Genomic DNA, 21,641 nt, shown 5'->3' with positions numbered 1-21,641 from the left:
CGTACCGCATGATCATCCCAGCCTGCCAGGGCACTTCCCGGGTCGCCCGGTGGTGCCCGGCGTGGTGGTGCTGGACCACGTTCTGCAGGTCGTGGAGGCCGCGCATGGCGCGCGGGGGCCGCTGCGCCTGCCGCAGGTGAAGTTCCTGCAGCCGCTGCGGCCCGGCCAGCCGGCGCGGGTGGAACTGGACGGGGCGGCGCCGCGCTGGCGCTTCCGCGTGCGCCGCGGCGAGGAGCTGCTGGTGAGCGGCGAACTGGTCGCCGAGGCGGCGCCATGAGCGCCAGCTGGAAGCAGCGCCCGGAAGGCGGCGGCCGCTTCGCGCTATGGCTGATCCGCAGCATCGCCTGCCACGGCGGCCGCACCGTCGGGCGCCTGCTGCTGTATCCGATCACCCTGTATTTCCTGCTGGTGCGCGGCCCGGAACGGCGCGACTCGCGCGACTACCTGGGCCGCGTGTTCGGCCGTCCGGCCACGCTGCTGGACGTGGCCCGGCACATCCACACCTTCGCCTCGACCATCCTCGACCGGGTGTTCATGCTGTGCGGGCAGATGCACCGCTTCCAGGTCGACATCCAGGGCCTGGAGCAGCTGCACGCGCAGATGGACCGCGGCCGCGGCGTGCTGATCTTCGGCTCGCACCTGGGCAGCTTCGACGCGTTGCGGGTGCTGGCCACCGAACGCCCGGACGTGCAGGTCAAGGTGGTGCTGGACAAGGCGCACAACCCGGCGATGACCGAACTGCTGGGCGCGCTGAACCCGCAGCTGGCGGCCAACATCATCGACGCCGGCATGGACAGCACCTCCATCGTCATGGCGATCAAGCACGCCACCGACGAAGGCGCGCTGGTCGCGTTGCTGGTGGACCGGCCGCGCCCGGAGGATCCGGCGCTGCCGGCCGCGTTCATCGGCCAGGGCGCGCTGTTCCCGACTTCGCCGTGGCTGATCGCCGCGGCGCTGAAGGTGCCGGTGGTGCTGGCGTTCGGCCTGTACCGCGGCGGCAACCGCTACCAGCTGGTGTTCGAGACCTTCAGCGAAGGCCTGGACCTGCCGCGCCGGCAGCGCGCGCCGGTGCTGGCGGCGCTCATCCGCGATTACGCCGCCAGGCTGGAACATTACACGCGCTCCGCGCCGTACAACTGGTTCAACTTCTACGATTTCTGGAACAACCGCCATGCCGATGCGCCGCACCTTGCCGTGGATGCTGATACTGCTGTGCAGCGCCGCACCGCTGTGCGCCGCGTCGCCTGAGCCGCTGGACGCCGGCTGGATCCTGCAGAAGCTGGCGCGGCCGGCGCCGGTCAGCACCGACTTCGTCGAACTGCGCGGTTCGGCGCTGCTGAAGGCGCCGTTGCGCGTGCAAGGCCAGTACCGCCGCCCGGACAACGCCACCCTGGTACGCGAGGTGACCGCGCCGTACCGCGAAACCACCACCTTGCGCGGCGGCGAGGCGACCCTGGAGCGTGCCGGCAAGGCGCCGCGGCGCTTCTCGCTGGCGCGGGTGCCGGAACTGGCCGGCCTGCAGAACGGTTTCGGCGCCTTGCTGTCCGGCGATCAGGCGCAGCTGCAACAGCACTACGCGCTCAGCAGCAGCGGCACCCGCGAGCGCTGGCAGCTGCAGCTGCAGCCCAAGGACGCGGCGCTGGCCGCGCAGGTGCGCAGCCTGCGCCTGTACGGCCGCGGCGCCGAATTGCGCTGCATCGAGACCACCCCGGCCAAGGGCGACGTGCAGCGCACCCTGCTGGCCGGCGCCGCGCGCGACGCGGCCGGCCTGACCGAGAGCGACGCGCTGACCGCGCTGTGCCACGGCGACGCGCACTGATGGCGGTCCCTAGTCGTTGCAGGCGGGCCGTGCCGCGCACGGTCCCGGATCTGAACGCGTTGGCGTTTGCGTGGTCGCCGCGATGAAACGCCAATTGAGTTCCAAGGCGCGGATCACGCTGGCGCTGCTGTGGCTGGCGCTGCTGACCGTGGCCGCCATGTGGCTGGGCAATGTGCTGCAGGTGTCGGGCGACTTGCGCAAGTTCATGCCGGAAGCCCGCACCCCCGCGCAGAAACTCCTGCTCGACGAACTCGGCGAGGGCCCGGGCTCGCGGCTGCTGCTGATGTCGCTGTCCGGCGCCGATGCGCCGACCCTGGCGCGGCAATCGCAGGCGCTGCGCGCGGAACTGGCGGCGCAGCACGACACCTTCGAGCTGGTCGCCAACGGCGCCGATGCCGGGCTGGACGCGATTCCCGAGCGCCTGCTGGCCTACCGCTACCTGCTCAGCGACAGCTTCGATGCGCATCCGCTGGACACCGCGACCCTGTCCGACGCGCTGCAGGCACGGCTGCAGGACCTGGGCTCGCCGGCGGCGGCGATGGTCGAGCCGCTGCTGCCGCGCGACCCGACCATGGAGGTGCTGCACCTGGCCGAAAGCCTGCAGCCGGCCGGCGGCCCGCAGCAGCGCGACGGGGTCTGGTTCGACCGCGCCGGCAAGGACGCGCTGCTGGTGGCGCAGACCCGCGCCGCCGGTTTCGACCCCACCGGCCAGCAGCAGGCGGTGGAGGCGATCCATGCCGCCTTCGCCAAGGCCAGCGCCGGCACCGGCAGCAAGCTGACCCTGACCGGCCCGGGCGCGTTCTCGGTGGAGATCGGCGGGCGCACCCAGAACGAGGCGCAGTGGATCGGCATGCTGGATACGCTGGGCCTGATCGTGCTGCTGCTGGTCGCCTACCGCAGTTGGAAGATCCCGGTGCTGGGCGTGCTGCCGCTGGCCAGCGCCGGCCTGGCCGGGCTGGGCGCGGTGGCCTTGCTGTTCGATGGCGTGCACGGCATCACCGTGGCCTTCGGCTTCACCCTGATCGGCGTGGTCCAGGACTACCCGATCCACCTGTTCAGTCACCAGCGCCCGGGCCTGGATCCGCGCGAGAACGCGCGCCACCTGTGGCCGACCCTGGCCACCGGCGTGGTCTCGACCTGCATCGCCTACGTCACCTTCCTGTTCTCCGGCGTGGACGGCCTGCGCCAGCTGGCGGTGTTCACCATCGCCGGCCTGCTGGTGGCGGCGCTGACCACGCGCCTGCTGCTGCCGGCGCTGATCGATCCCTCGCCGCGCGACCATGCCGACTCGCCGCTGCTGGAGCGGCTGTGGCGCGGCATCGCGCGGCTGCCGCGGCCGCGCTGGTCGCTGCTGCCGTTGGCCCTGGCGGCCGCGGCGGTGATCGCGTTCGCGCCCGGTCCGTTCTGGCAGAACGACCTGTCCAAGCTGACCCCGGTGCCGGCCGAAGGCCTGGCCCGCGACGCGCACCTGCGCCAGGAGCTGGGCGCGCCCGACGTGCGCTACGTGCTGGCGCTGCCGGCGGCCTCCGCCGACGCCGCGCTGGCCGCCTCCGAACGCCTGCGCCCGCGCCTGGATGCGCTGGTGGCGCGCGGCGAACTGGCCGGCTACGACATGGCCGCGCGCTACCTGCCCAGCGCCGCGACCCAGCGCCGGCGCCAGGCCGCCTTGCCCGATCCGGCGCAGGCGCAGGCGATCACCGCCGCCGCGGTCGCCGCCACGCCGTTCCGCGCCGACGCCTTCGCCCCGTTCCTGGCCGACCTGGAACACGCCCGCGCCGCGCCGCCGTTGACCGCGCGCGACCTGCACGGCACGCCGCTGGCGACCACCGTCGATGGCCTGCTGCTGGACCGCCGCGATCGCGCCACCGCGCTGGTATCGCTGACCGGGCTGCGCGATCCGGCGGTGCTGGCCGCGGCCGTGCAGGGCAGCGGCGCGCAGTTGCTGGACCTGAAGGACGCCTCCGAATCGCTGGTCGCCGCCTACCGCGGCCGCGTACTCGCCGCGCTCGGCATCGCCGCGCTGCTGCTGGCGCTGACCGTGGCGATCGCCTTGCGCACGCCGCGGCGGATCGTGCGCGTGCTGCTGCCGATGGCGCTGACCACACTGCTGATCCTGGCGATCCTGCGCGGCTGCGGGGTCGAACTGAACCTGTTCCACCTGATCGCGCTGATCCTGGCGGCCGGCCTGGGCCTGGATTACGCGCTGTTCTTCGACCACGCCGGCGACGACCGCGCCGACCAGTTGCGCACCCTGCACGCGCTGATCGTGTGCAGCCTGATGACGCTGCTGGTGTTCGCGTTGCTGGCCGCGTCCAGCATTCCGGTGCTGCGCGCGATCGGCAGCACCGTGGCGCTGGGCGTGCTGTTCAATTTCGTGCTGGCGCTGCTGGTCTCGCGCGAGACCGCCAGCGAGGCGCCGCCGCTGGCGCACCGGGAGGGGCACGCATGAGCGACCTGCCGCGCGGGCGCGAGGCGATCGCCGCGCTGATCCCGCACCAGGGCCTGATGTGCCTGTGGGAGGAGGTGGTGGCCTGGGACGCGCAGCGCATCGTGCTGCGCAGCCATGCGCACCGCGCCGCCGCGCACCCGCTGCGCAGCGGCGGCCGCCTGCGCGCGCTGCATCTGTGCGAGTACGGCGCGCAGGCGATGGCGGTGCACGGCGGCCTGCTCGGCCGCGCCAGCGGCCAGCCGGTGCGTCCGGGCATGCTGGTCGCGCTGCGCGGGGTGCAACTGCATGTCGCTTACCTGGACGACTTGCCGGACGCGATCGAATGCGAGGCCGAGGTGCTGCTGCAGGCCGACGACAGCCAGCAGTACGGTTTCCGCCTCGTGCATGGCGCGCAGCTGCTGGCCGAAGGCCGCGCCACGGTGATGCTGGGCGCGGCGTAGCCGATCGAGCGCCTGCGTTCGCGGCGGCGAGTGCCGGCGCCGCTCAGTGCGCTTGCGGGTCGAAGTAGGCTTCCCAGGTGCGCGGCGAGGGCTGCAGCGTGTTGGCCTTGGCGAAATATGCCGGCGCGGAGCCGCGCTCGGCGCGGTTCATCATGGACGCGCCGAGATTGAAAAAGGTATTGCGATCGTCCGACCCGTGCTCCACTGCCAGCCGCAATGCCGACTCGCCTTCGCCGTGGCGGCCCTGGTCGCACAGCACCGTGCCCAGCCCGGTGAGCAGTTCCGGATCGTTCGGCCGACCGCGCAGCGCCTCGCGCAGCAGCGCCTCCGCTTCGGCAAGGTTGGCGTCCCAACGCTGCGGTTCCTTGTAAATCGCCTGGACCAGCGCGCGGGCGCGAAGCAGGACATGCATGGGTGAATTCCGTTGGGGGGCGCGTCGATCGCGACAGGAGCGGGCCGCATGGCGGCCGCCGGCATGCTATGGCGGTCGGCGCTGGCGTGCAACGCGCGCTGCCGCGGGCCTGCGGTGCAATCGGCTGACCCGGCGCGCCGCGATGCTCTAGGATGCCGGGTCCTGCAGCAAGGCACACGGAGACCGCACGCATGACCGATCCTTCGAGCAAACGCCGCGCCCTGGTCACCGGCGGGAGCGGCGACCTGGGCGGGGCGATCTGCCGGCGCCTCGCCGCCGACGGCTTGCACGTGATCGTGCACGCCAATGCCAACGTCGCGCGCGCCACCGCGGTGGTGGAGGACATCGCCGCCGCCGGCGGCAGCGCCGAGGCGGTGGCGTTCGATGTGGCCGATGCCGAGGCCAGTGCCGCCGCGCTGGCCGCGCTGCTGGAGGCCGGGCCGATCCAGGTGCTGGTCAACAACGCAGGCATCCACGACGACGCGCCGCTGGCGGGGATGCGTGCCGCGCAGTGGCACAAGGTGATCGACGTGTCGCTGCACGGCTTCTTCAACGTGACCCAGCCGCTGCTGCTGCCGATGGCGCGCACGCGCTGGGGCCGCATCGTCAGCGTGTCGTCGGTGGCGGCGGTGCTGGGCAATCGCGGGCAGACCAACTACGCCGCGGCCAAGGCCGCGCTGCATGGCGCCAGCAAGTCGCTGGCGCGGGAAATGGCCAGCCGCGGGATCAGCGTCAACGTGGTCGCGCCGGGGGTCATCGAAGGCGCGATGGCCGGCGAGGCCTTCGCCGCCGACGCGATCAAGCAGATGGTGCCCGCCGGCCGCGCCGGCCGGCCGGCGGAGGTGGCCGCGCTGGTGGCATTCCTGTGCACGGACGCGGCCGGCTACATCAACGGCCAGGTGATCGGCATCAACGGCGGCATGGGCTGAGCGCGCACAGCGGCACGCGGCTGTCGATGGTCATTGCCTGGCGGGCAAGGACCGACGAGTGCGCATCCGGTAGCGCCTTGCCGGGCGTCGACACCGCCGTGCTCGCCTTCCTGCCATGCCCGGCGTTGTGGAGCGACAGCGGCTGGCCATGCGTCGAACCGGGCGGTGGCCTGACGGCTCCGGTCGCTGCAGCGGCCTGGAACGGCTGTTGCGGCTGCGCACCTAAGCGGCGCGCGCGTACCAGGCGTCGGCCAGCGAGCATTCGCCGTTCGGCAGATCGGCGAGCAACGCGTCCAGGCCATGGGCCTCGATCTGCGGATGTTGCTCGCGCGCCTGGCTTAGCACTTCGCGCGCCAGCCAGCCCATCCGCGCCACGTTCTGGCGGATGCGGGCGAGGAACGCCGCATCGTCCAACACGTCCGACAGCGCCCCGTTGAGTTGGTGGAACCAGCCGATCAGGTACTGGTCGAGTAGGCGTGCGTCGGTTTCCGGTCGGCCCTGCGCGGCGTTGTGCACGCCCCAGTCGCGCAGCAGCGCCTGCACGCCGAGGTTGAGCGCGCGCGCATGCATGAAGTCCGGGCGCAGCCGGCCCAGCGTGGCCAGGTCGGCGACGCGGTCGGAGAAGTACAGCGGCGCCAGCAGCGACCAATAGTAGGTGTAGTCCCAGATCACCTTGACCGGCATCACCTGCGCGTCGCCGAACAGCGGGTACTGGTCCTGGTACAGGGTCAGGGTGTTCTCGTAGAACGAGAAGTACAGCTGCTGGTACAACTCGGCGTAGGGCGCGATGTCGCCGCCGGCGCGATCGCGCCCGATCAGTTCGCAGATGTAGGTGTTGGAGATGGCGATGAAGTCGCTGCCCGGCGAATAGAACGGGTCCAGGAACACGCCGGCCTCGCCGGTCAGCGCCCAGCGCCGCGCCGAGAACACCTGCTTGCAGCCGTAGGAGAAGTCGCGCAGGAACATGAAGTCCTGCAGTGTGTGTTCGCCGCGCTCCAGCGTGCGCGCCACCTGCGGTTGGTGCGCGCGCAGCCAGTCCATCGCCTTGGCGTGGGTGTTCATCGTCTCCAGCGGATGCATCGCCGCATCGCAGACGATGCCCAGCGAATGCGCGCCGGAGGACAGCGGGATCAGCCAGAACCAGTAGCCCGGCCCGCACATGTGGTTGGTCGAGCGCCAGCGGTCCGGCGGCGTGCAGCGCTGCAGCCAGGCCGTGTCCTGCGACCAAGCGTTGGGATCGACCAGGCCGTCCACCCGCCACCACACCGCGTTGGCGTTGTGCGCGTTGTCCTGGGCCAGGTCGAGCTTGCGCTTGAGCAGGCCGGCGCGGCCGCTGGCGTCCACCACCCAGCGCGCGCGCAGCGTGGCCGCGGCGCCGTCGCGTTCGTAGCGCACCTGGTGGTCGGCGTCGTCCTCGGCCAGGTCGATGCCGCGCACCGTGCAGCCGTCGATGAAGTCCACGCCCAGCGCGCGCGCGCGCTCGCCGAGGAAGTTCTCGAAGCGGCCGCGGTCGATCTGCCACGACGGCGTCGGCAGCAGCCGGCTGACGCCCAGCTCGGTGCAGCGGTCGATGTCCTCGCGCCCGTCGGAGAAGAAGAAGCGGAAGCCGAACTTGCGGATCTGCTCGGTCTCCAGGTGCTCGCGCAGGCCGAGCACGTCGGCGAAGTAGCGCGCGCCGATCTCCACCGAGGATTCGCCGACCTTGAACGCGGCCTCGCGCACCGGGTGCGCGCGCCGTTCCAGCACGCTGATGCGCAACTGCGGATCGCGCTGGCGCAGTTGCAGGGCCAGGGTCAGTCCGGCCAGGCCGCCGCCGGCGATCACCACATCCGCGTGCTGCTCGTTCATGTCGTTTCTTCCTTGTGGAAAGGGGCGGGCGCGGGCGCGAACTCGCCGGCGACGTCGTCGATCAGCACCGGGGTGGTGCGGGCGCGGCGGTACTCGCGGACCACGTGACCGTACCGCCAGACCTGCACGATCACGTGCGAGGTGATCTTCCACAGGTCGCGCACCAGGCGGAAATGGCTCTTGCGGAAGGTGCCCGGGGTCTGGTTGGCGTAGCGTGTCTCGATCGGCACCGCCACCACCCGCGCGCCGGCCTGGCGCGCGGCGGAAATAAGCAGTTGCGCCTCGAACACGAAGCCCTCGCCGGGCACGTTCGGCAGCGTGTACACCGCCTGCGGGTACAGGCGCTGCCCGCTCTGGCTGTCGATCAGGCGGAAGCCGCAGCCCCAGGCGATGCCCCAGTCGCCGAAGTCGTTGCCGATGCGGCGGATGGTCGGCTGGCTGGCGCGCTTGCGCAGCCGCGCGCCGACGATCACGCAGCCGGGATGGCGGTTGGCCGCGGCCAGCAGGCGCGGGAAATCGGCGGCGCTGTGCTGGCCGTCGCCGTCCATGGTCATCACCGCGCGCGCGCCCTGGCGCTGCGCCTCGGCGAAGCCGCTGCGCAGCGCGGCGCCCTTGCCGCGCCGCTGCGGATGGCGGATCAGGGTCACCGGCAGGTCGGCGATGCAGTCGCTGGTGCCGTCGTCGGAGCCGTCGTCGACCACGATCACCCGCGGGCAGTGCGCCAGCGCGTCGGCGACCACCTCGCGGATGCGCAGCCGTTCGTTGAGCGCCGGGATCAGGATCGCGGCCTCGTCGGCGCGCAGCGGCGCGCGGCTCACGTCAGCAGGTCCACGTGCAGGCAACGGCCGCCGCCTGCGTCCAGTACGCATTGGCCGGCGCCCGCGGCCAGCGCGTCGAACAGCGGCAGCATCGGCGCCATCGCGTTGCCGGCGGCATGCCGCGCCAGGGCGCCGTCGCCGGCGGTGGCCGCGCCATCGGCCAGGCGCACGCGCAGGCGCGGCTTGCCCGGCCGCGGCGCGGCGCCCAGCACCAGCGCGCCGCCGAGCAGCCCTTCGCTGCGCGAGACCCGGCCCAGCGGGCCGGTCGAGCGGCTGTCGTAGCCGGCCAGCACGATCGCCTCCTCGCCGGCGGCCAGTTGCGACAGCGCTTCCAGCAGGCCCTGCGCGAAGCTGGCCTGGTGCGCGCTGATCGCGGTCGCCGCGGCGGTGGCGCCGGCGCCGATGGTCCAGTAGCCGGCGGCGGCGTTGTGCACCGAGTTGTGGAACTTGGTCGGCGAGATCGCCAGCGGGTCGCTGGCCAGGGTGGCGCACATGTAGTCGGTGATCGCCAGGTCGCCGTGGGTGGAGGTGAACACCGACGGCAGCGCGGCCGGATCGCGGCCGGCGTCCTGGCACGCGGCCAGCGCCACTTCCAGCGACACCGCCACGGTGTCCGGCGCGCGCCGCCGCTCGTTGGCGGCCAGCAACTGCGAGGCCGGCCGCGCCGGCGTCTCCTGCGTGCCGCCGCTGCCGTCGGCGAAGGCGCGCGCCGCCGCCCAGGTGGGCAGGCCGCCGGTCCAGAAGCCGATGCCTTCGATGGTCGCGGTCAACATCGGCGTGCTCATGCGTGGCCGAACAGCAGCGAGCAGTTGTTGCCGCCGAAGCCGAAGGAATTGTTCATCGCGTAACGGACCTGTGCGTGGGCGGTGGCGAAACGGATCTGCGGACCGCATTGCGGGTCGGGCTGGTCGCTGTTGAGGGTGCCCGGCAACAGGCCCTCGCCCAGCGCGAGCAGCGCGAACACCGACTCGACGATGCCGGCCGCGCCCAGCGTATGCCCGGTCCAGGCCTTGGTCGAACTGGCGTGCAGGGTGGCCGGGAACAGTGCCGCCACCGCCGCGGCCTCGATGCTGTCGTTGGCCGGGGTGGCGGTGCCGTGCAGGTTCAGGTAGCCGACCTCGGCCGCGTCCACGCCGGCGCGGCGCAGCGCCGCGCCCATCGCCAGGCGCGCGCCCAGGCCCTGCGGATGCGGCGCGGACATGTGGTGCGCGTCGCTGGATTCGCCATAGCCGCGCAGCAGCGCCAGCGCCGGCGGCGCCGCGGCGGCATCGACCCGTTCCAGCAGCGCATAGCCGCCGGCCTCGCCCAGCGACAGCCCGACGCGGCGCACGTCGAACGGCCGGCAAGGCTCCGGCGACACCAGTTGCAGCGCGTTGAAGCCGAACAGCACGCTGCCGCACAGCGTGTCCACGCCGCCGACCAGCGCCGCATCGACCACGCCGGCGGCGATCAGCCGCGCCGCCTGCGCGAACACCTTGGCGCTGGACGAACAGGCGGTGGCGACGGTGATGCACGGCCCGCGCAAGCCGGTGGCGTGGCGCACGAAATCGCCCAGCGAATGCGGCGTGTGCACGATCGGGCGTCGCAGGTCGGCAGGGAAACACGCGCCCTCGGCATCCTGGTCCAGCCGGGTGTAGGCCTCCTCGCTGGCGCCGATGCTGGAGGTAGAGGTGCCCATCACCACCGCCACGCGCTCGGCGCCATGGCGCTGCGCGGCGGCGGCGACCGCCTCGGCCAAGCCGTCCTGCTGCAGCGCCAGCCACGCCAGGCGGTTGTTGCGGCAGTCCCATTGCGCCAGCGCCGGCGGCAGCGGCTGCGTTTCCAGCCCGTCCACGCGGCCGATCCAGCAGGGCAGCGGCTGCGCGCCGAAATCGTTGTGGCGCAGGCCGCTGCGGCCGGCGCGCAGGGCCGACAGTTGGGCCTGCAATCCGCTGCCGAGCGCGGTGGTCGCGGTGTACGCACGAAGTGCGACGGGAGCCATGCGGGGCAACGGGGGCGCTTCGGTCACGCGATGTTCCGACAAAGTGAATGGTCGGAGTATATCGGCGTGGCCGGCGCTGCCGTGAAACGCGCGGCTGTCGAAATGTGAACAGGCGCAGCGCATGCGTTTCTAAATGCAGCGCGCGGCGTGCGCTTTCGTCGCTGGCGCATTTCCTCCACAATCGCTTGCCTTTCCACGCCAGGCGCACGCCACGGGCATGCAAGCCTACGTCTACAAAAGCCAACGCAAGCCGGACACCTATCTCTACCTCGCCAAGCGCGACGACTTCGGCTGCCTGCCGCAGGCGCTGCTGGCGTCGCTGCAGCCGCTGACGTTCGTGCTCGACGTGGCGCTGACCGCCGGACGCACCCTGGCCCGGGCCGATCCGGCGGCGGTGCGCGCGAACCTGGCCGGCTGCGGCTTCCATCTGCAATTGCCGCCGCTCCCCGACGGCCGGACCGATCCGACACGATGACCGACTCTCCGTTTCGCGCGCGCGCTCCCTGGATCGCCGCCGCGCTGGGCGCGCTGCTGGCGTTGCTCGCCGGGGCCGGCCCGCTGGCCGCGGCGCTGGGCGCGTGGCTGGCGCAACCGGCGTTCGCGCTGGCGCTGTCGTGGTCGCGCGGCAGCCGCCCGCGTCCGCCCAGCCTGCAGGCCGTGGCCCGCGAGCTGGCGCCGCTGTTGCTGCTGTGGGCCGGTGGCCTAGGTCTGGTCGCGGTGCTGGTGGCCTGGCCGCTGGCGGCGCTGCGCGACAGCGGCAGCCTGGCCGCGGCGCTGGCGCTGAGCGTGGCCGCCAGCGCGGCGCTGCTCGGACTGTGGCGCACCTGGCCGCTGTGGCACGGCAGCGAATGCGAGGGCGGCCCGCTGCGCGCGCGCTGGCAGGCGCTGGCGCAGCAGGACGTGCAGGCCTGGCGCGGCCTGGCGGTGGCGGCGCTGGTGCTGCTGCTGGCCGGCATCGGCGTGCTGCTGGCCTGGCCGGACCTGCTCGCCGCCGCCGCGCGCTGGCCGCTGGCGCTGGCCTATGCGTTGCTGTCGCCGTTGCTGCACGGCCTGCTGCAGCGCGTGGCCGCGCCGCAGGCGCTGGCGCCGCCGACGACCTCGGCGGACCTGTTCGCCGAACTGAGCGCGGCCGCCGCGCCGCGCGAGGACGAGGCCGCGCCGGCCGCGGACGATCTGCATGCGGCGCTGTACGACGCCGCGCGCGGCGGCCGCGTCGATCGCGCGCTGCAGTTGCTGCAGGCCGGCGCCGACCCGCACGCGCTGCCGGCGGCGGACTGGCGCGACCAGCGCAGCCTGCCGGTGCTGGCGGCGGTGCTGCCGGACCTGCGCCTGCTGCGCGAGTTGATCGTGCGCGGCGTCGACGTCAACCGCCCGCACCTGGGCATGACCCCGCTGCTGGCCGCGACCCGCGACAGCTGGCATGGCCGCCCCGAGGCGGTGATGACCCTGCTGGCCAACGGCGCCGACCCGCGCGCCAGCGACACCGACGGCAACACCCCGCTGCACCATGCCGCGCGCAGTTCCGACCCGGGCGTGGCCGCCTTGCTGCGCGACGCCGCGGCCGAACTGGACGCGCTCAACCGCGACGGCCTGAGCCCGCTGGCGGTGGCCTGCCACGTCGGCAACTGGCGCATGGCCAAGTTCCTGCTCGAACGTGGCGCCAAGCCGGAACCGGCCGAGGGCAGCCCGGTGCTGCTGGCCGCGGCCGGCACCGAGGAAGACGATCCGGCCGGCGTGCAGTTGTTGCTCAAGCACAAGGCGCGGGTCGATGCGCGTGACCGGCAGCGCCGCAGCGCGCTGCACGAGGCGGCGCAGGCCGGCCACGTCGACATCGTCGAGGCGCTGCTCGGCGCCGGCGCCAACCTGGAGGCACGCGACGCGCTGGGCCGCACGCCGTGGCTGGAAGCGGCGCGGCATGGCCGGGTCGCGGTGCTGGAACGCTTGCTGCCGCACAAGCCCGACCTGATCGCGGTCGATGGCGACGGCCGCAACGCGGTGCTGCTGGCCTGCACCGCCGACCAGGTCTCGCCGGGGCTGATCCGGCGCCTGCTGGAGCTGGGCGTCGCCGCCGCGCAGCCGGACCACGGCGGCCGCCGCGCGGTGGACCTGGCCGCCGAGGCCGGGCGCTGGGCGATCGTGTCGGCGCTGGACCCGGACTACCCGCTGCCGGCCGCGGTCAGCGACGGCCAGGGCGAGGTCGGCCGCGCCAGCCTGCCCGACCGGCCGCCGCTGGAGCTGCTGCGCGAGGGCCTGCAACTGGGCCAGCGTGATGGCCTGGCGGCGTTGGCGCGGCTGTGCGCCGCCGAGGAACTCGGCGCGTTGCTGCACGATCCGCACCTGGCGCTGAACCCGCAGGCGGTGGACTGGTTGCTGGCGCACGGCGCCTCGCCGGACGTGCTCGACGCCTGCGGCGACACGCCGATGTTCGCGTTGCTCTCGCGCGGCGTGGAGGCGGTGCCCAGCCTGCAGGCGATGCTGCGCCACGGCGTGTCGCCGGCCGGCCGCGGCGGCCTGACCCGGCTGCTGGCCGCCTGCGCGCAGCACGATCACGCCTCGCGCGCGCTGGAACAACTGGCGCTGGAACTGCTCGAACGCGGCGCCGATCCGTTCGCGCCGTCGCCGGCCGGCGATCCGCCGCTGTCGCTGGCGGTGCGGCTGGGCTGGCTGCGGCTGCAACTGCATCTGCTCGAACGCGGCGCCGACCGCGAGGCGCGCGACAGCCACGGCATGACCGCGCTGCACCTGGCCGCCGCGCTGGGCCGCGAGGCCTCGCTGAAACTGTTGATCCAGCAGGGCGCCTCGCCGGAGGCGCGCGCCGCCGACGGCCAGACCCCGCTCGGCGTGGCGCTGGCCAGCGGCCGCCGCGACCTGGCCGACTGGCTGGACTGGCGGATCTGGCCGTTGCCGCGGCGCCCGCTGCGCGCGGCCGACCTGCCGGCCGCGGCGATGGTCGGCGATGCCGACGCGATCCGCCGCCTGATCGACCTGGGCCTGGCGGTGGACGCGGTCGATGCGCAGGGCTGCACCGCGCTGCTGCGCGCCGCCGGCGGCGGCCATGCCGCGGCGGTGGACCTGCTGCTGGCGCGCGGCGCCGATCTGCAGCATGCCGCGGCCAGCGGCGCCACGCCGTTGTCGGCGGCGGTGAGCATGCGCCAGACCGAGATCGTCGCCGCGCTGCTCGCGGCCGGCGCGCAGATCGAACACCGCTTGCCCGGCGGCGTCACCGTGCTGATGCTGGCCTGCGCGCTGGGCCTGCCGGACATCGCCGCGCGGCTGCTGGCGGCCGGCGCCGACGTGCATGCCGGCGACGCGCAGCAACTGGCGCCGCTGCATTGCGCCGCGCTGTACGGCTTCACCGCGCGCGACAAGTCGCGTCTGCTGGCGCTGCTGGACACCTTGCTGCTGGCCGGCGCCGAAGCCGACCGCAGCGCCGCCGGCGGGGTCACGCCGTTGCTGTTGCTGCTCGGCGCGCGCGCCGAGCCGGGCACCGCCTGCGAGGAAACGGTGGTGCTGGCCGGGGTGGAGCGCCTGCTCGACGAAGAAGTGAGCCTGGACGTGCAGGACCCGCGCGGCTTCGGCCCGCTGCACCTGGCCGCGCTGCACGGCCTGCCGCTGCTGGTGCAGCGCCTGTTGCGCGCCGGCGCCGATCCGGACCTGCGCGATACCCTGAACCGCCCGCCGCGCGAGATCGCGGTGATGCGCGGCTTCGTCGACGTCGCCGGCCAGTTCCAGCCGGCGCTGCCGGGGGTGTCGTCGATGGCGCGGTTCCTGCGCGAGAGCCGTTAGCGGCCTGTCCTGGATCCCGCGCGGCGCGCTCGCACCTGCCTGCAGGAAGGACGCGGCGAGCGCGCAGTGCACGCGCAGGCACACGCGGGTCGCGCCGTCAGGCCGCAGCGGCCAGCCCGCGATCGCGGGCCATGCGCCGCCTTGCTGGGGAGTGACCAGCACCGGGTTTGTCGGCGTCCGGCCCGAGCGTGGTTGGGGCGCTGCGCCGCATCGGCGGCAACCCGCCACAGGCGCAACGCGATCTGTTGCGACGATGACGCGCACGGACGTCGCGACCACACGGTGGCGCACTCGGGCGATGCGTTCGCGCTGCTCCAGGCGCTGCGGAGTGCCGCGCGCGATCGCCCTCACGGCGCGTGCTCCATGGCGTGGCGCAAAAAAAAGCCCGCCGGATGGCGGGCAAATCGCTTCCTGGGAAACGCGCGCGGGAGGGAGGCCCTCCCGCGCCCGCCGGCACGGCGGCGAACGGCGCCGCCGCGCAGCGGCTTACTGCCGCCCGACCAGGGTCAGGCCGCTGTAGCTGCCGCTCAGGCGCACGTAGTAGGTCGTGGTGCTGGACGGGGTCACGCGGACCGTCTGGGTGGTGCTGCCGGCGCGGGTGGAGCGGGCGTCGTAGCTGCTGCTGGTCGGGGTCTTGCCCGCCGATACGTACATCGCCACGTTGCCGGTGCCGCCGAAGGTCATGAAGCTGACCGGCGTACCGGCCGTGGCCTGGAAGCTGTACAACCCATCGCCGCCCTGGCTGCTGAGGCCGCGCATCTCGACCTTGTTGGTCAGCGTCTTGGTCGGCGGCACGCAACTGCTGTCCGACGGCTGGCACGGCGGGGTGGTGACCATTTGCAGCAGCATGTCCACATCGAGGATGCCGGCGCCGATCGGGGTGTTGCTGGGGATCGCCACCGGGAACGGGCGCGCGCTGGCGCGCAGCAGGTCGCGCATGCCGCTCCAGGTGAACGGCGTGGTGGCGATGCTCTGCGCCATCGCCACCGCCGCGGCCACGTGCGGCGAGGCCATCGAGGTGCCGGCCATGCCGCCGATCTGCCAGTCGCCGGTCGGCGAGGTGGTGCTGCCGTTGACCACCTGGAAGATGTAGCCGTTCGGGTTGCCGTCGACATCGCCGCCGCCGCCCGGCGCGGCGATGTCCACGCGCGTGCCGTAGTTGGAGTAGCTGGCGCGGCCGCCGTTGACGCGCGAGGCGCCGACGCTGATCACGCCGTTGCAGGAGGACATGGTGTAGGTGGCGGCGTCGGCGTTGGAGTTGCCGGCGGCGACCACGATGATGCTGCCCTTGGCGTTGATCTGGTCGATCGCGTCCTGGTAGATCTGCGGGCAGCTGTCCGGGCCGCCGCTGCCCAGGCTCATGTTGATCACCTCGGCCGGGTTCGGGTTGGTCGGCAGGCCGGCCACCGGCAGGCCCGCGGCCCACAGCATGCCGTCGGCGATGTCGCTGCCGAAGCCGCCGCAGGAACCGAGCACGCGCACCGGCAGGATCTTGGCGTCGTAGGCCAGGCCGGCGGTGGCCAGGTTGTTGTTGGTGACCTGGGCGATGGTGCCGGAGACATGGCTGCCGTGCCACGAGCTCGGTTCCGGCGCGTTGCCCGAGGCGCCCAGCGCGGTGCAGTAGTCGGCCTCGACCCAGTCGCCCAGGTCGTAGCCGCCGGGCACGCGGCCGTCGCTGTCGCGGCGCGAGACGCGGTGGTCGGTGATCATGTCGTAGCCGGGCAGCACGTTGGCGGCCAGGTCGGGGTTGTCCTTGACCACGCCGGTGTCGATCACCGCCACCACCACGCCCTGGCCGGTGGAGCGGGTCCAGCCCTGCTCGGCGTTGACCCCGCCGACCGCGTTGTGGAAGTTCCACTGCAATTGCGCGTAGGCCGGATCGTTCGGCGCGGTGGCGGCCGCGGCGGTGGCGCGCGGCAAGCTGACCCGGGCCTCGTCCAGGCGCTGGTACAGCCGGTCGACCTGCACCGACACCACCGACGGGTCGGCCTTCAGTTCGTTGATGAAGGCGCTGCGCTCGCTGTCGCTGAGGTGGCGCGAGGTCTGCACCACGTGCCAGCCCGGCACCGCCATGTCGCGCAACACGGTGGCGCTGACCGCGCTGCGCGCCGCCAGGCCGCCGCGGGCGGCCTTGGCCTGCTGCATGCCGCTGCGCGCCACCGCGCCGCTGAGGGTGGTGGACAGCAGGCTGCGCGCCTGGGTGCCGCTGGTGCGGGTCTTGACGATGAAGCGCTGGCCCAGGTCGTTGGCCGTGGCCGCTTGCGGCACAGGGCCGCGCATGCCGCCCTGGCCGATGGTGGGAGAGGCCGCCTGCGCGGCACCGGCGAACAGGACGGCGGCGAGCGCGGCGGCGAGCGTGTTGGAGGACGTCATCTGCGGATCCTAGAAATGAAGAGGTGTGGAGGAGAAAGCGCGGCGCGCGCGGCGCCGCGGCGGGTCACAGATCGATGCCCACGCCGATGCCGGCGGAGGATTCGCCGCTGCTGAAGGCGCCGCCCAGACTGAACGAGGCGCGCGCGCCGATCTTCTTGGCGTAGCCGATCGACAGCGCCTGCTCGCCGCCCTGGAAGCCGGCGCCGACCGACACGCGCCCGCGCGGGCTCTGCGTGCCGGCGGCGTTGACCGCCATGTTGAGCATCGCCGCGCTCATCGCGCCGAGCCGGTCCATGCGCCGGTCCATGCCGTCCAGGCGGTGCTCGGTCTCGGTGCGCAACTGGTTGAAGCTGTCGTCCAGCGCGGTGACGCGGGTGTTGGTGTAGGCGTTGGCGCTGCTCAGGGTGGCGCTGTCGCCGGCGCGCATCTGCGCCACGTTGGTGGCATCTGTGGCGGCGCTGCCGGCGGCGACGTTGGCGATCTGGCGCTCGTTGCCGGCGCTGCCCACCGACACCGTGTTGGCGCGGTCGGCGACCGAGCCCTGGCCGAGCGCGACCGCGTTGCCGGCGCTGGCCGAGGCGCCCTGGCCGAGCGCGGTGGACGAGGCCGCCGAGGCGCTGGCGCTTTCGCCCAGCGCCACCGCATTGGTCGCCACCGCGGCGATGCGGGCATTGGCGCCGACCGCGGTGCTGCCGTCGGCGTTGACCTTGGCGTTGGCGCCGATCGCGGTGTCGTTGGGGCCGTAGGCCAGCGACTGCGCGCCCATCGCCAGCCCGTTCTCGCCGTTGGCGGTGGCGCCGGAGCCCACGGCCACGGCGTTGGTGCCGGCGCCGGTGCTGGGCGCGGTCGCCTCGCCGCCGCCGCCGCCGCTGATGCCACCGGAGCTGCCGATGGCATTCAGGCGGCTGCCGAATCCGGTCAGGGCGCTGTCGAGCGCGCCCATCGCCGAGCCCAGGTCGGTGTAGTGCGAGCCCTGCACCAGGTAGTTGCCGCCGATAAGGTTGCCGTTGGCATCGACCACGCTGCCGGCGCCGAACGCGGCGGCGACGTTGCGCAACTGCGCCAGGTTGACCGCATCGGTGTCCATGGTGCCGGCGGCCAGGTTGGTGAGCTGGCGTTCGGCGCCGGCGGCGCCGATGGACACGGTGTTGTCGCGTTCGGCGACCGACCCGGCGCCCAGCGCCACGCTGTTGTTTGTCGGGCTCTGTTTGTCGTTGACGAAGGCGGTGCTGCCGACCCGCGCATCGGCACCGATCGCGATCGAGCGGTCGCCGAACACATCGGCCTTTGTCCCCACGGCGATGCTGTCGTAGAACAGCACCGGCGTATCCACGAAGAAGCTGCCGTTCCATACCATCGCCCCGCCCAGGGCCAGGCTGCGGGTGCCGCCGGCCCAGGAGCCGTTGCCGAGCGCGGTGGCGCCGACACCGCCGGCGAACGCCGCCGGGCCGACCGCGGTGCCGTCGTCGCTCTGCGCGTACGCGCTGGGGCCGATGGACACGCTGTGGGCGCCCAGGGCGCGTGCGCCGTTGCCGAAGGCGGTGGCCCACTCGGCGGTGGCCTGGCTCTGCGCGCCCACTGCCACGGCGGCGTACTGGTTGGCCAGCGCGGTGGAGCCCACGGCGACGGTGCGGTTGGCGCTGGCCTCGGCCAGCGCGCCGACCGCGGTCGCGTTGTAGGCGGTGGCCAGCGCGCCGCCGCCCAGCGCGGTGGACAGCGGACCGGTGGCCTGGGTGGCCTGCAACTGCGTTCCTTCCCCGCTCAGGCCGTCTTCGCCCACGTCGACGATGCCACCGACGGCGACGCTGGAGCGGTCGCTGGCGATCGCGCCGGCACCGGCGGCCACGTTGAACTTGCCGCTGGCCTGGGCGCCGGCGCCCAGCGCGGTCGCGGCCATGCCGGTGGCGGAGGTCTGCTGCAGGATCACGACGCCGTAGGGTTGATACGAGTAATCCACGTCGAGCATGCCGCCGACCGCGGTGGTGGACACCTCGGTGGCCAAACTGTTGTGCCCCACCGCCAGCGCGTGATTGGCGTAGGCGACCGCACCGCCGCCGAGCGCGATGGTGCCGGTCCCCACCGCCGAGGCGGCCTCGCCGGCGGCCAGCGCTTCGTCGCCATCGGCCTCGGCGCCGGCGTCGCTGTCGGCGCTGCCGGTGGCCTTGAAGTAGACGCTGGGGTCGTAGGTGGTCGCGGCCGTCCCGGCGTCGTTGGCGGTGGCGTCGGTGCCGTCGGCCTGGACGCCGCCGACCGGCGCGGACGCCGTGGCGCTGGGGGTCTGCGCCATCGCCGTCGAGGCCAGGCCCAGCGCACAGGCCAGGGCCAGGGCGCTGTAGGCGCGGGGAACCGGATGACGGGCGGCGGTGCCACGGGGGGAAGTGCAGTCGTTCATGGCGATCTCGGGCTGGGAAACGGCAGGGCAGAAGGCGACGTCGGCGGCGCGCGTGCGCCTCCGCCTCGGTCGGGAGTGGTCCGGAAGCCGCGCCGTCGTCCCCGGGCGCGTTCCGTCATGCGAACTTAGGCCCGCCGTCACCGGCTTGTCACCTGCAAGTTCTCGCATGATCATCATCGGATTCTCACTGAACGGGAATGGGGGGCGGGCGGCATGGCGAAGGCGTTCTGGAGCTGGCTGGGCCGCGCGCCGCTGGTGGACGAGGTGGATCGGCGCAACGCGCGCGTGATCCAACTGCTGCTGCTGTTCCTGGCGGTGACCATCCCCGCCACCCTGGTGGTCGCGCTGGTCCTGGCCTGGCCGCAGCTGCGCGAACGGCCGGTGCCGCCGGGCCTGGTCGTGTCGTTGACGATGAGCCTGCTGATCGGCGTGTGCGCGGCCATCGGCGTCGTGCGCGTGCGCCAGGGCGCGCTGCGCGGCGCCGTGCGGCTGGTGCTGGGCGCGATGCTCGCCTCGCTGCTGGTCAATGCCGCCATCCATGGGTTCCAGAAGCAGTTGCCGGACCAGTTGGCGCAGATGCTGATGCTGATCCTGGCGGGCCTGGTGCTCGGGCGCCGCGCGCTGTGGATGACCTTCGCGGCCTTGCTGCTGATGCTCGGCATCGGCGTCGCCCACGACGCGCTGCTCGAACTGGCCGACACGCCGGCGCAAGCGTTCTACAACGTGCTGCCGGTGCTGTTCAGTTACCTGCTGGTGGCCGCCCTGCTGGACCGCACCACCGAAGCGCTGCGCGAGAGCCTGCGCGAATCCAACGCCCGCGGCCAGCGCCTGCAGCAGGAGATGCTCGAGCGCGAGCAGGCGCAGGCGCAACTGATCCACGCGCAGAAACGCGAGATCACCGAGCGCATGGCCAGCGGCCTGGCGCACGACTTCAACAACGTGCTGGCGGTGATCGTCGGCTTCGCCGCCGCGCGCCACGACGACGCGGCCGACAGCGATGCCGAACGCGCCGCGCAACTGGAAGAGATGCTGGCGGCGGTGGAGGACTCGGCGCAGCGCGGCATGGCGATCAGCCGCCGCCTGCTGCGCTTCAGCCGCCGCGACGCCGAGCACGCCGAATGCTTCGACGTCGCCGCCGCCATCGCGGCCCTGCAGCCGATGCTGCGGCAACTGCTGGAAGCGCGCATCGTGCTGCGCTGCGACCTGCCCGCGGCGCCGGCGCCGATCCGCTTCGAGCGCAGCCAGTTCGAACTGATGCTGCTGAACCTGGCCTCCAACAGCCGCGACGCGATCGCCGAGCGCGGCCATTTCGACATCGCCGTGCGCCACGAGGACGCATGGGTGGTGGTGGAGATCGCCGACGACGGCCACGGCATGCCGGCGGACGTGGCCGCGCGCGTGTTCGAGCCGTTCTACAGCACCAAGCCGGCCGACCACGGCACCGGCCTGGGCCTGGCGGTGGTGCGCGACCTGGTGGTGCGCAACGGCGGGCGCATCGAGGTGCACAGCGCGCCCGGCGCCGGCGCCCGCTTCCGCATCGCCTTGCCGCGGGCCGACGCGGCGCCCGCGGCTTAGCCGCTCGGGTCGAGGATGTAGCCCTGGCCGTGCACCGCCGCCAGCGGCAGCGCGGCGCCGCAGCGGCGCTGCACCTTGGTGCGCAGGCGGTGCACCATCGAATCCAGCCGGTGCGCGTCGAAGTCGTACACGCGGTCGGTGAGCGCGGCGATCAGCGCCTCGCGCGCCACCAGCAGCCCGGGCTGCTCCAGCAGGCGCAGGCACAGGCGCCGCTCGCTGCCGGTCAGCGCCGCGGCCGCGCCCGACGGCGCCAGCAGGCACCACCCGTCCTCGCTCAGTTGCCAGCGCCCGCGCGCCGTCGCCGGCGCGGGCGCCGCAGGCGTGCCCAGGCGCCGCGCCAGGCTGTGCAGGGTCGCCGCCAGCAGGTCGATTTCCACCGGTTTGGCCAGATAGGCGTCGGCACCGCCGGTCAGGCCGCGGACGCGGTCCTCGGTCTGCGCCAGACTGGTCAGCATGACGATCCCCAGGTCGGGGTAGCGTTGCCGCAGTGCGCCGGCCAGGGTGAAGCCGTCGGTGTCGGGCAGCCCGACGTCGAGCACCACGATGTCGGCGGCGGCCTGCTGCAGGCGTGCCTCCAGCTCCGCGCCGGTGCCGTAGCCGGCGGTCTCGAAGCCGAAGCGGCGCAGGCCCGGGATCAGGATGCGGTCGCGCAGCGTCGGATCGTCTTCCAGGAGCGCGACGCGCAGGGCGGTGGCAGCGGTATCGGCATTCATGCGCCCGCGCAGTGTAGCCGCAGCGGGCGACCCGCGCTCGCCGGCGCGGGTCGGCGCGCACGGCACTTACGCCGTCCAAACGCGGGCGCTGGCACACTCGCCGCTC

At 73.3% G+C, this 21,641-nt stretch carries 17 protein-coding genes; 9 read left to right on the top strand and 8 right to left on the bottom strand.

What is annotated here, in order from left to right; translation table 11 throughout:
- The first annotated feature begins 49 nt into the window (after window positions 1–49).
- From AB3X07_RS22090 to AB3X07_RS22070, 5 genes are all read left to right on the top strand, one after another.
- Window positions 50–277, top strand: coding sequence for a hypothetical protein (locus AB3X07_RS22090; protein ID WP_369941308.1), 228 nt, complete (start codon window positions 50–52; stop codon window positions 275–277).
- Window positions 274–1,248 carry an acyltransferase gene (locus AB3X07_RS22085; protein ID WP_369941306.1) on the top strand — a complete coding sequence of 325 codons (975 nt, stop codon included), beginning with the start codon at window positions 274–276 and terminating at the stop codon, window positions 1,246–1,248. Before AB3X07_RS22090 ends, AB3X07_RS22085 begins: the two co-directional genes overlap by 4 nt.
- Entirely contained in the window at window positions 1,172–1,819 is a 648-nt protein-coding gene (locus AB3X07_RS22080) for a LolA-related protein (protein WP_369941305.1), read from the top strand. Before AB3X07_RS22085 ends, AB3X07_RS22080 begins: the two co-directional genes overlap by 77 nt.
- 82 nt (window positions 1,820–1,901) lie before the next feature.
- Window positions 1,902–4,268, top strand: coding sequence for an MMPL family transporter (locus tag AB3X07_RS22075; protein WP_369941303.1), 2,367 nt, complete (start codon window positions 1,902–1,904; stop codon window positions 4,266–4,268).
- Window positions 4,265–4,708: a phosphotransferase gene (locus AB3X07_RS22070; RefSeq protein WP_369941301.1), complete on the top strand. Its 444-nt coding sequence runs from the start codon at window positions 4,265–4,267 to the stop codon at window positions 4,706–4,708. Before AB3X07_RS22075 ends, AB3X07_RS22070 begins: the two co-directional genes overlap by 4 nt.
- 43 nt (window positions 4,709–4,751) lie before the next feature.
- Here the strand turns inward: AB3X07_RS22070 and AB3X07_RS22065 are convergent, their stop codons facing one another.
- The gene (locus AB3X07_RS22065; RefSeq protein ID WP_369941299.1) at window positions 4,752–5,120 is read right to left on the bottom strand and encodes a tetratricopeptide repeat protein; all 369 of its coding nucleotides are present in this window, start codon (window positions 5,118–5,120) and stop codon (window positions 4,752–4,754) included.
- A gap of 191 nt (window positions 5,121–5,311) precedes the next feature.
- Here AB3X07_RS22065 and fabG point away from each other — a divergent pair, with 191 nt between their 5' ends.
- A complete protein-coding gene (gene fabG / locus AB3X07_RS22060) occupies window positions 5,312–6,049 on the top strand; it encodes a 3-oxoacyl-ACP reductase FabG (protein ID WP_369941297.1) in 738 nt (245 codons plus the stop codon).
- A gap of 222 nt (window positions 6,050–6,271) precedes the next feature.
- Here fabG and AB3X07_RS22055 read toward each other — a convergent pair whose 3' ends face one another.
- The 4 genes from AB3X07_RS22055 to AB3X07_RS22040 are packed head-to-tail and all read right to left on the bottom strand — an operon-like array spanning window position 6,272 to window position 10,696.
- Complete coding sequence (locus AB3X07_RS22055; protein ID WP_369941296.1) at window positions 6,272–7,897, bottom strand: NAD(P)/FAD-dependent oxidoreductase; 1,626 nt, start codon at window positions 7,895–7,897, stop codon at window positions 6,272–6,274.
- Complete coding sequence (locus AB3X07_RS22050) at window positions 7,894–8,715, bottom strand: glycosyltransferase family 2 protein (RefSeq protein WP_369941294.1); 822 nt, start codon at window positions 8,713–8,715, stop codon at window positions 7,894–7,896. Before AB3X07_RS22050 ends, AB3X07_RS22055 begins: the two co-directional genes overlap by 4 nt.
- The gene (locus tag AB3X07_RS22045; RefSeq protein WP_369941292.1) at window positions 8,712–9,488 is read right to left on the bottom strand and encodes a beta-ketoacyl synthase chain length factor; all 777 of its coding nucleotides are present in this window, start codon (window positions 9,486–9,488) and stop codon (window positions 8,712–8,714) included. Before AB3X07_RS22045 ends, AB3X07_RS22050 begins: the two co-directional genes overlap by 4 nt.
- Window positions 9,489–9,496: 8 nt before the next feature.
- Complete coding sequence (locus AB3X07_RS22040) at window positions 9,497–10,696, bottom strand: beta-ketoacyl-[acyl-carrier-protein] synthase family protein (RefSeq protein ID WP_369941290.1); 1,200 nt, start codon at window positions 10,694–10,696, stop codon at window positions 9,497–9,499.
- Between the two features lie 217 nt (window positions 10,697–10,913).
- On the opposite strand from AB3X07_RS22040, the gene AB3X07_RS22035 reads away from it, so the two are divergent.
- Window positions 10,914–11,171 (top strand): YcgL domain-containing protein, encoded by a 258-nt coding sequence (locus AB3X07_RS22035; protein ID WP_369941288.1) that lies wholly within the window; start codon window positions 10,914–10,916, stop codon window positions 11,169–11,171.
- Window positions 11,168–14,482 carry an ankyrin repeat domain-containing protein gene (locus tag AB3X07_RS22030; RefSeq protein WP_369941286.1) on the top strand — a complete coding sequence of 1,105 codons (3,315 nt, stop codon included), beginning with the start codon at window positions 11,168–11,170 and terminating at the stop codon, window positions 14,480–14,482. Before AB3X07_RS22035 ends, AB3X07_RS22030 begins: the two co-directional genes overlap by 4 nt.
- A 486-nt stretch (window positions 14,483–14,968) precedes the next feature.
- Here the strand turns inward: AB3X07_RS22030 and AB3X07_RS22025 are convergent, their stop codons facing one another.
- Window positions 14,969–16,855, bottom strand: coding sequence for a S8 family peptidase (locus AB3X07_RS22025; RefSeq protein ID WP_369941284.1), 1,887 nt, complete (start codon window positions 16,853–16,855; stop codon window positions 14,969–14,971).
- A gap of 64 nt (window positions 16,856–16,919) precedes the next feature.
- Window positions 16,920–19,247: a YadA family autotransporter adhesin gene (locus AB3X07_RS22020; RefSeq protein ID WP_369941282.1), complete on the bottom strand. Its 2,328-nt coding sequence runs from the start codon at window positions 19,245–19,247 to the stop codon at window positions 16,920–16,922.
- A 213-nt stretch (window positions 19,248–19,460) separates the two neighbouring features.
- Here AB3X07_RS22020 and AB3X07_RS22015 point away from each other — a divergent pair, with 213 nt between their 5' ends.
- A complete protein-coding gene (locus tag AB3X07_RS22015; RefSeq protein WP_369941280.1) occupies window positions 19,461–20,822 on the top strand; it encodes a sensor histidine kinase in 1,362 nt (453 codons plus the stop codon).
- Here the strand turns inward: AB3X07_RS22015 and AB3X07_RS22010 are convergent.
- Window positions 20,819–21,535, bottom strand: coding sequence for a response regulator transcription factor (locus tag AB3X07_RS22010; protein ID WP_369941277.1), 717 nt, complete (start codon window positions 21,533–21,535; stop codon window positions 20,819–20,821). The genes AB3X07_RS22015 and AB3X07_RS22010 overlap by 4 nt on opposite strands.
- Window positions 21,536–21,641: the final 106 nt, after the last annotated feature.

The sequence above is a fragment of the Xanthomonas sp. DAR 35659 genome (genome assembly GCF_041242975.1).
Taxonomy (GTDB): Bacteria; Pseudomonadota; Gammaproteobacteria; order Xanthomonadales; family Xanthomonadaceae; genus Xanthomonas_A; species Xanthomonas_A medicagonis.
The sequence above is the reverse complement of the archived record's forward strand: the minus strand, read 5'-3'. Positions and strand labels throughout refer to the sequence as shown.

What these genes read in the sequence shown, in the direction of transcription:
- AB3X07_RS22045 (WP_369941292.1), bottom strand. Translation starts at nt 9,488, where the DNA reads ATGTTGACCGCGACCATCGAAGGCATCGGCTTCTGGACCGGCGGCCTG.
- AB3X07_RS22035 (WP_369941288.1), top strand. Translation starts at nt 10,914, where the DNA reads ATGCAAGCCTACGTCTACAAAAGCCAACGCAAGCCGGACACCTATCTC.
- AB3X07_RS22075 (WP_369941303.1), top strand. Translation starts at nt 1,902, where the DNA reads ATGAAACGCCAATTGAGTTCCAAGGCGCGGATCACGCTGGCGCTGCTG.
- AB3X07_RS22085 (WP_369941306.1), top strand. Translation starts at nt 274, where the DNA reads ATGAGCGCCAGCTGGAAGCAGCGCCCGGAAGGCGGCGGCCGCTTCGCG.
- AB3X07_RS22065 (WP_369941299.1), bottom strand. Translation starts at nt 5,120, where the DNA reads ATGCATGTCCTGCTTCGCGCCCGCGCGCTGGTCCAGGCGATTTACAAG.
- AB3X07_RS22040 (WP_369941290.1), bottom strand. Translation starts at nt 10,696, where the DNA reads ATGGCTCCCGTCGCACTTCGTGCGTACACCGCGACCACCGCGCTCGGC.
- AB3X07_RS22030 (WP_369941286.1), top strand. Translation starts at nt 11,168, where the DNA reads ATGACCGACTCTCCGTTTCGCGCGCGCGCTCCCTGGATCGCCGCCGCG.
- AB3X07_RS22055 (WP_369941296.1), bottom strand. Translation starts at nt 7,897, where the DNA reads ATGAACGAGCAGCACGCGGATGTGGTGATCGCCGGCGGCGGCCTGGCC.
- AB3X07_RS22025 (WP_369941284.1), bottom strand. Translation starts at nt 16,855, where the DNA reads ATGACGTCCTCCAACACGCTCGCCGCCGCGCTCGCCGCCGTCCTGTTC.
- AB3X07_RS22010 (WP_369941277.1), bottom strand. Translation starts at nt 21,535, where the DNA reads ATGAATGCCGATACCGCTGCCACCGCCCTGCGCGTCGCGCTCCTGGAA.
- AB3X07_RS22020 (WP_369941282.1), bottom strand. Translation starts at nt 19,247, where the DNA reads ATGAACGACTGCACTTCCCCCCGTGGCACCGCCGCCCGTCATCCGGTT.
- AB3X07_RS22080 (WP_369941305.1), top strand. Translation starts at nt 1,172, where the DNA reads ATGCCGATGCGCCGCACCTTGCCGTGGATGCTGATACTGCTGTGCAGC.
- AB3X07_RS22070 (WP_369941301.1), top strand. Translation starts at nt 4,265, where the DNA reads ATGAGCGACCTGCCGCGCGGGCGCGAGGCGATCGCCGCGCTGATCCCG.
- AB3X07_RS22015 (WP_369941280.1), top strand. Translation starts at nt 19,461, where the DNA reads ATGGCGAAGGCGTTCTGGAGCTGGCTGGGCCGCGCGCCGCTGGTGGAC.
- fabG (WP_369941297.1), top strand. Translation starts at nt 5,312, where the DNA reads ATGACCGATCCTTCGAGCAAACGCCGCGCCCTGGTCACCGGCGGGAGC.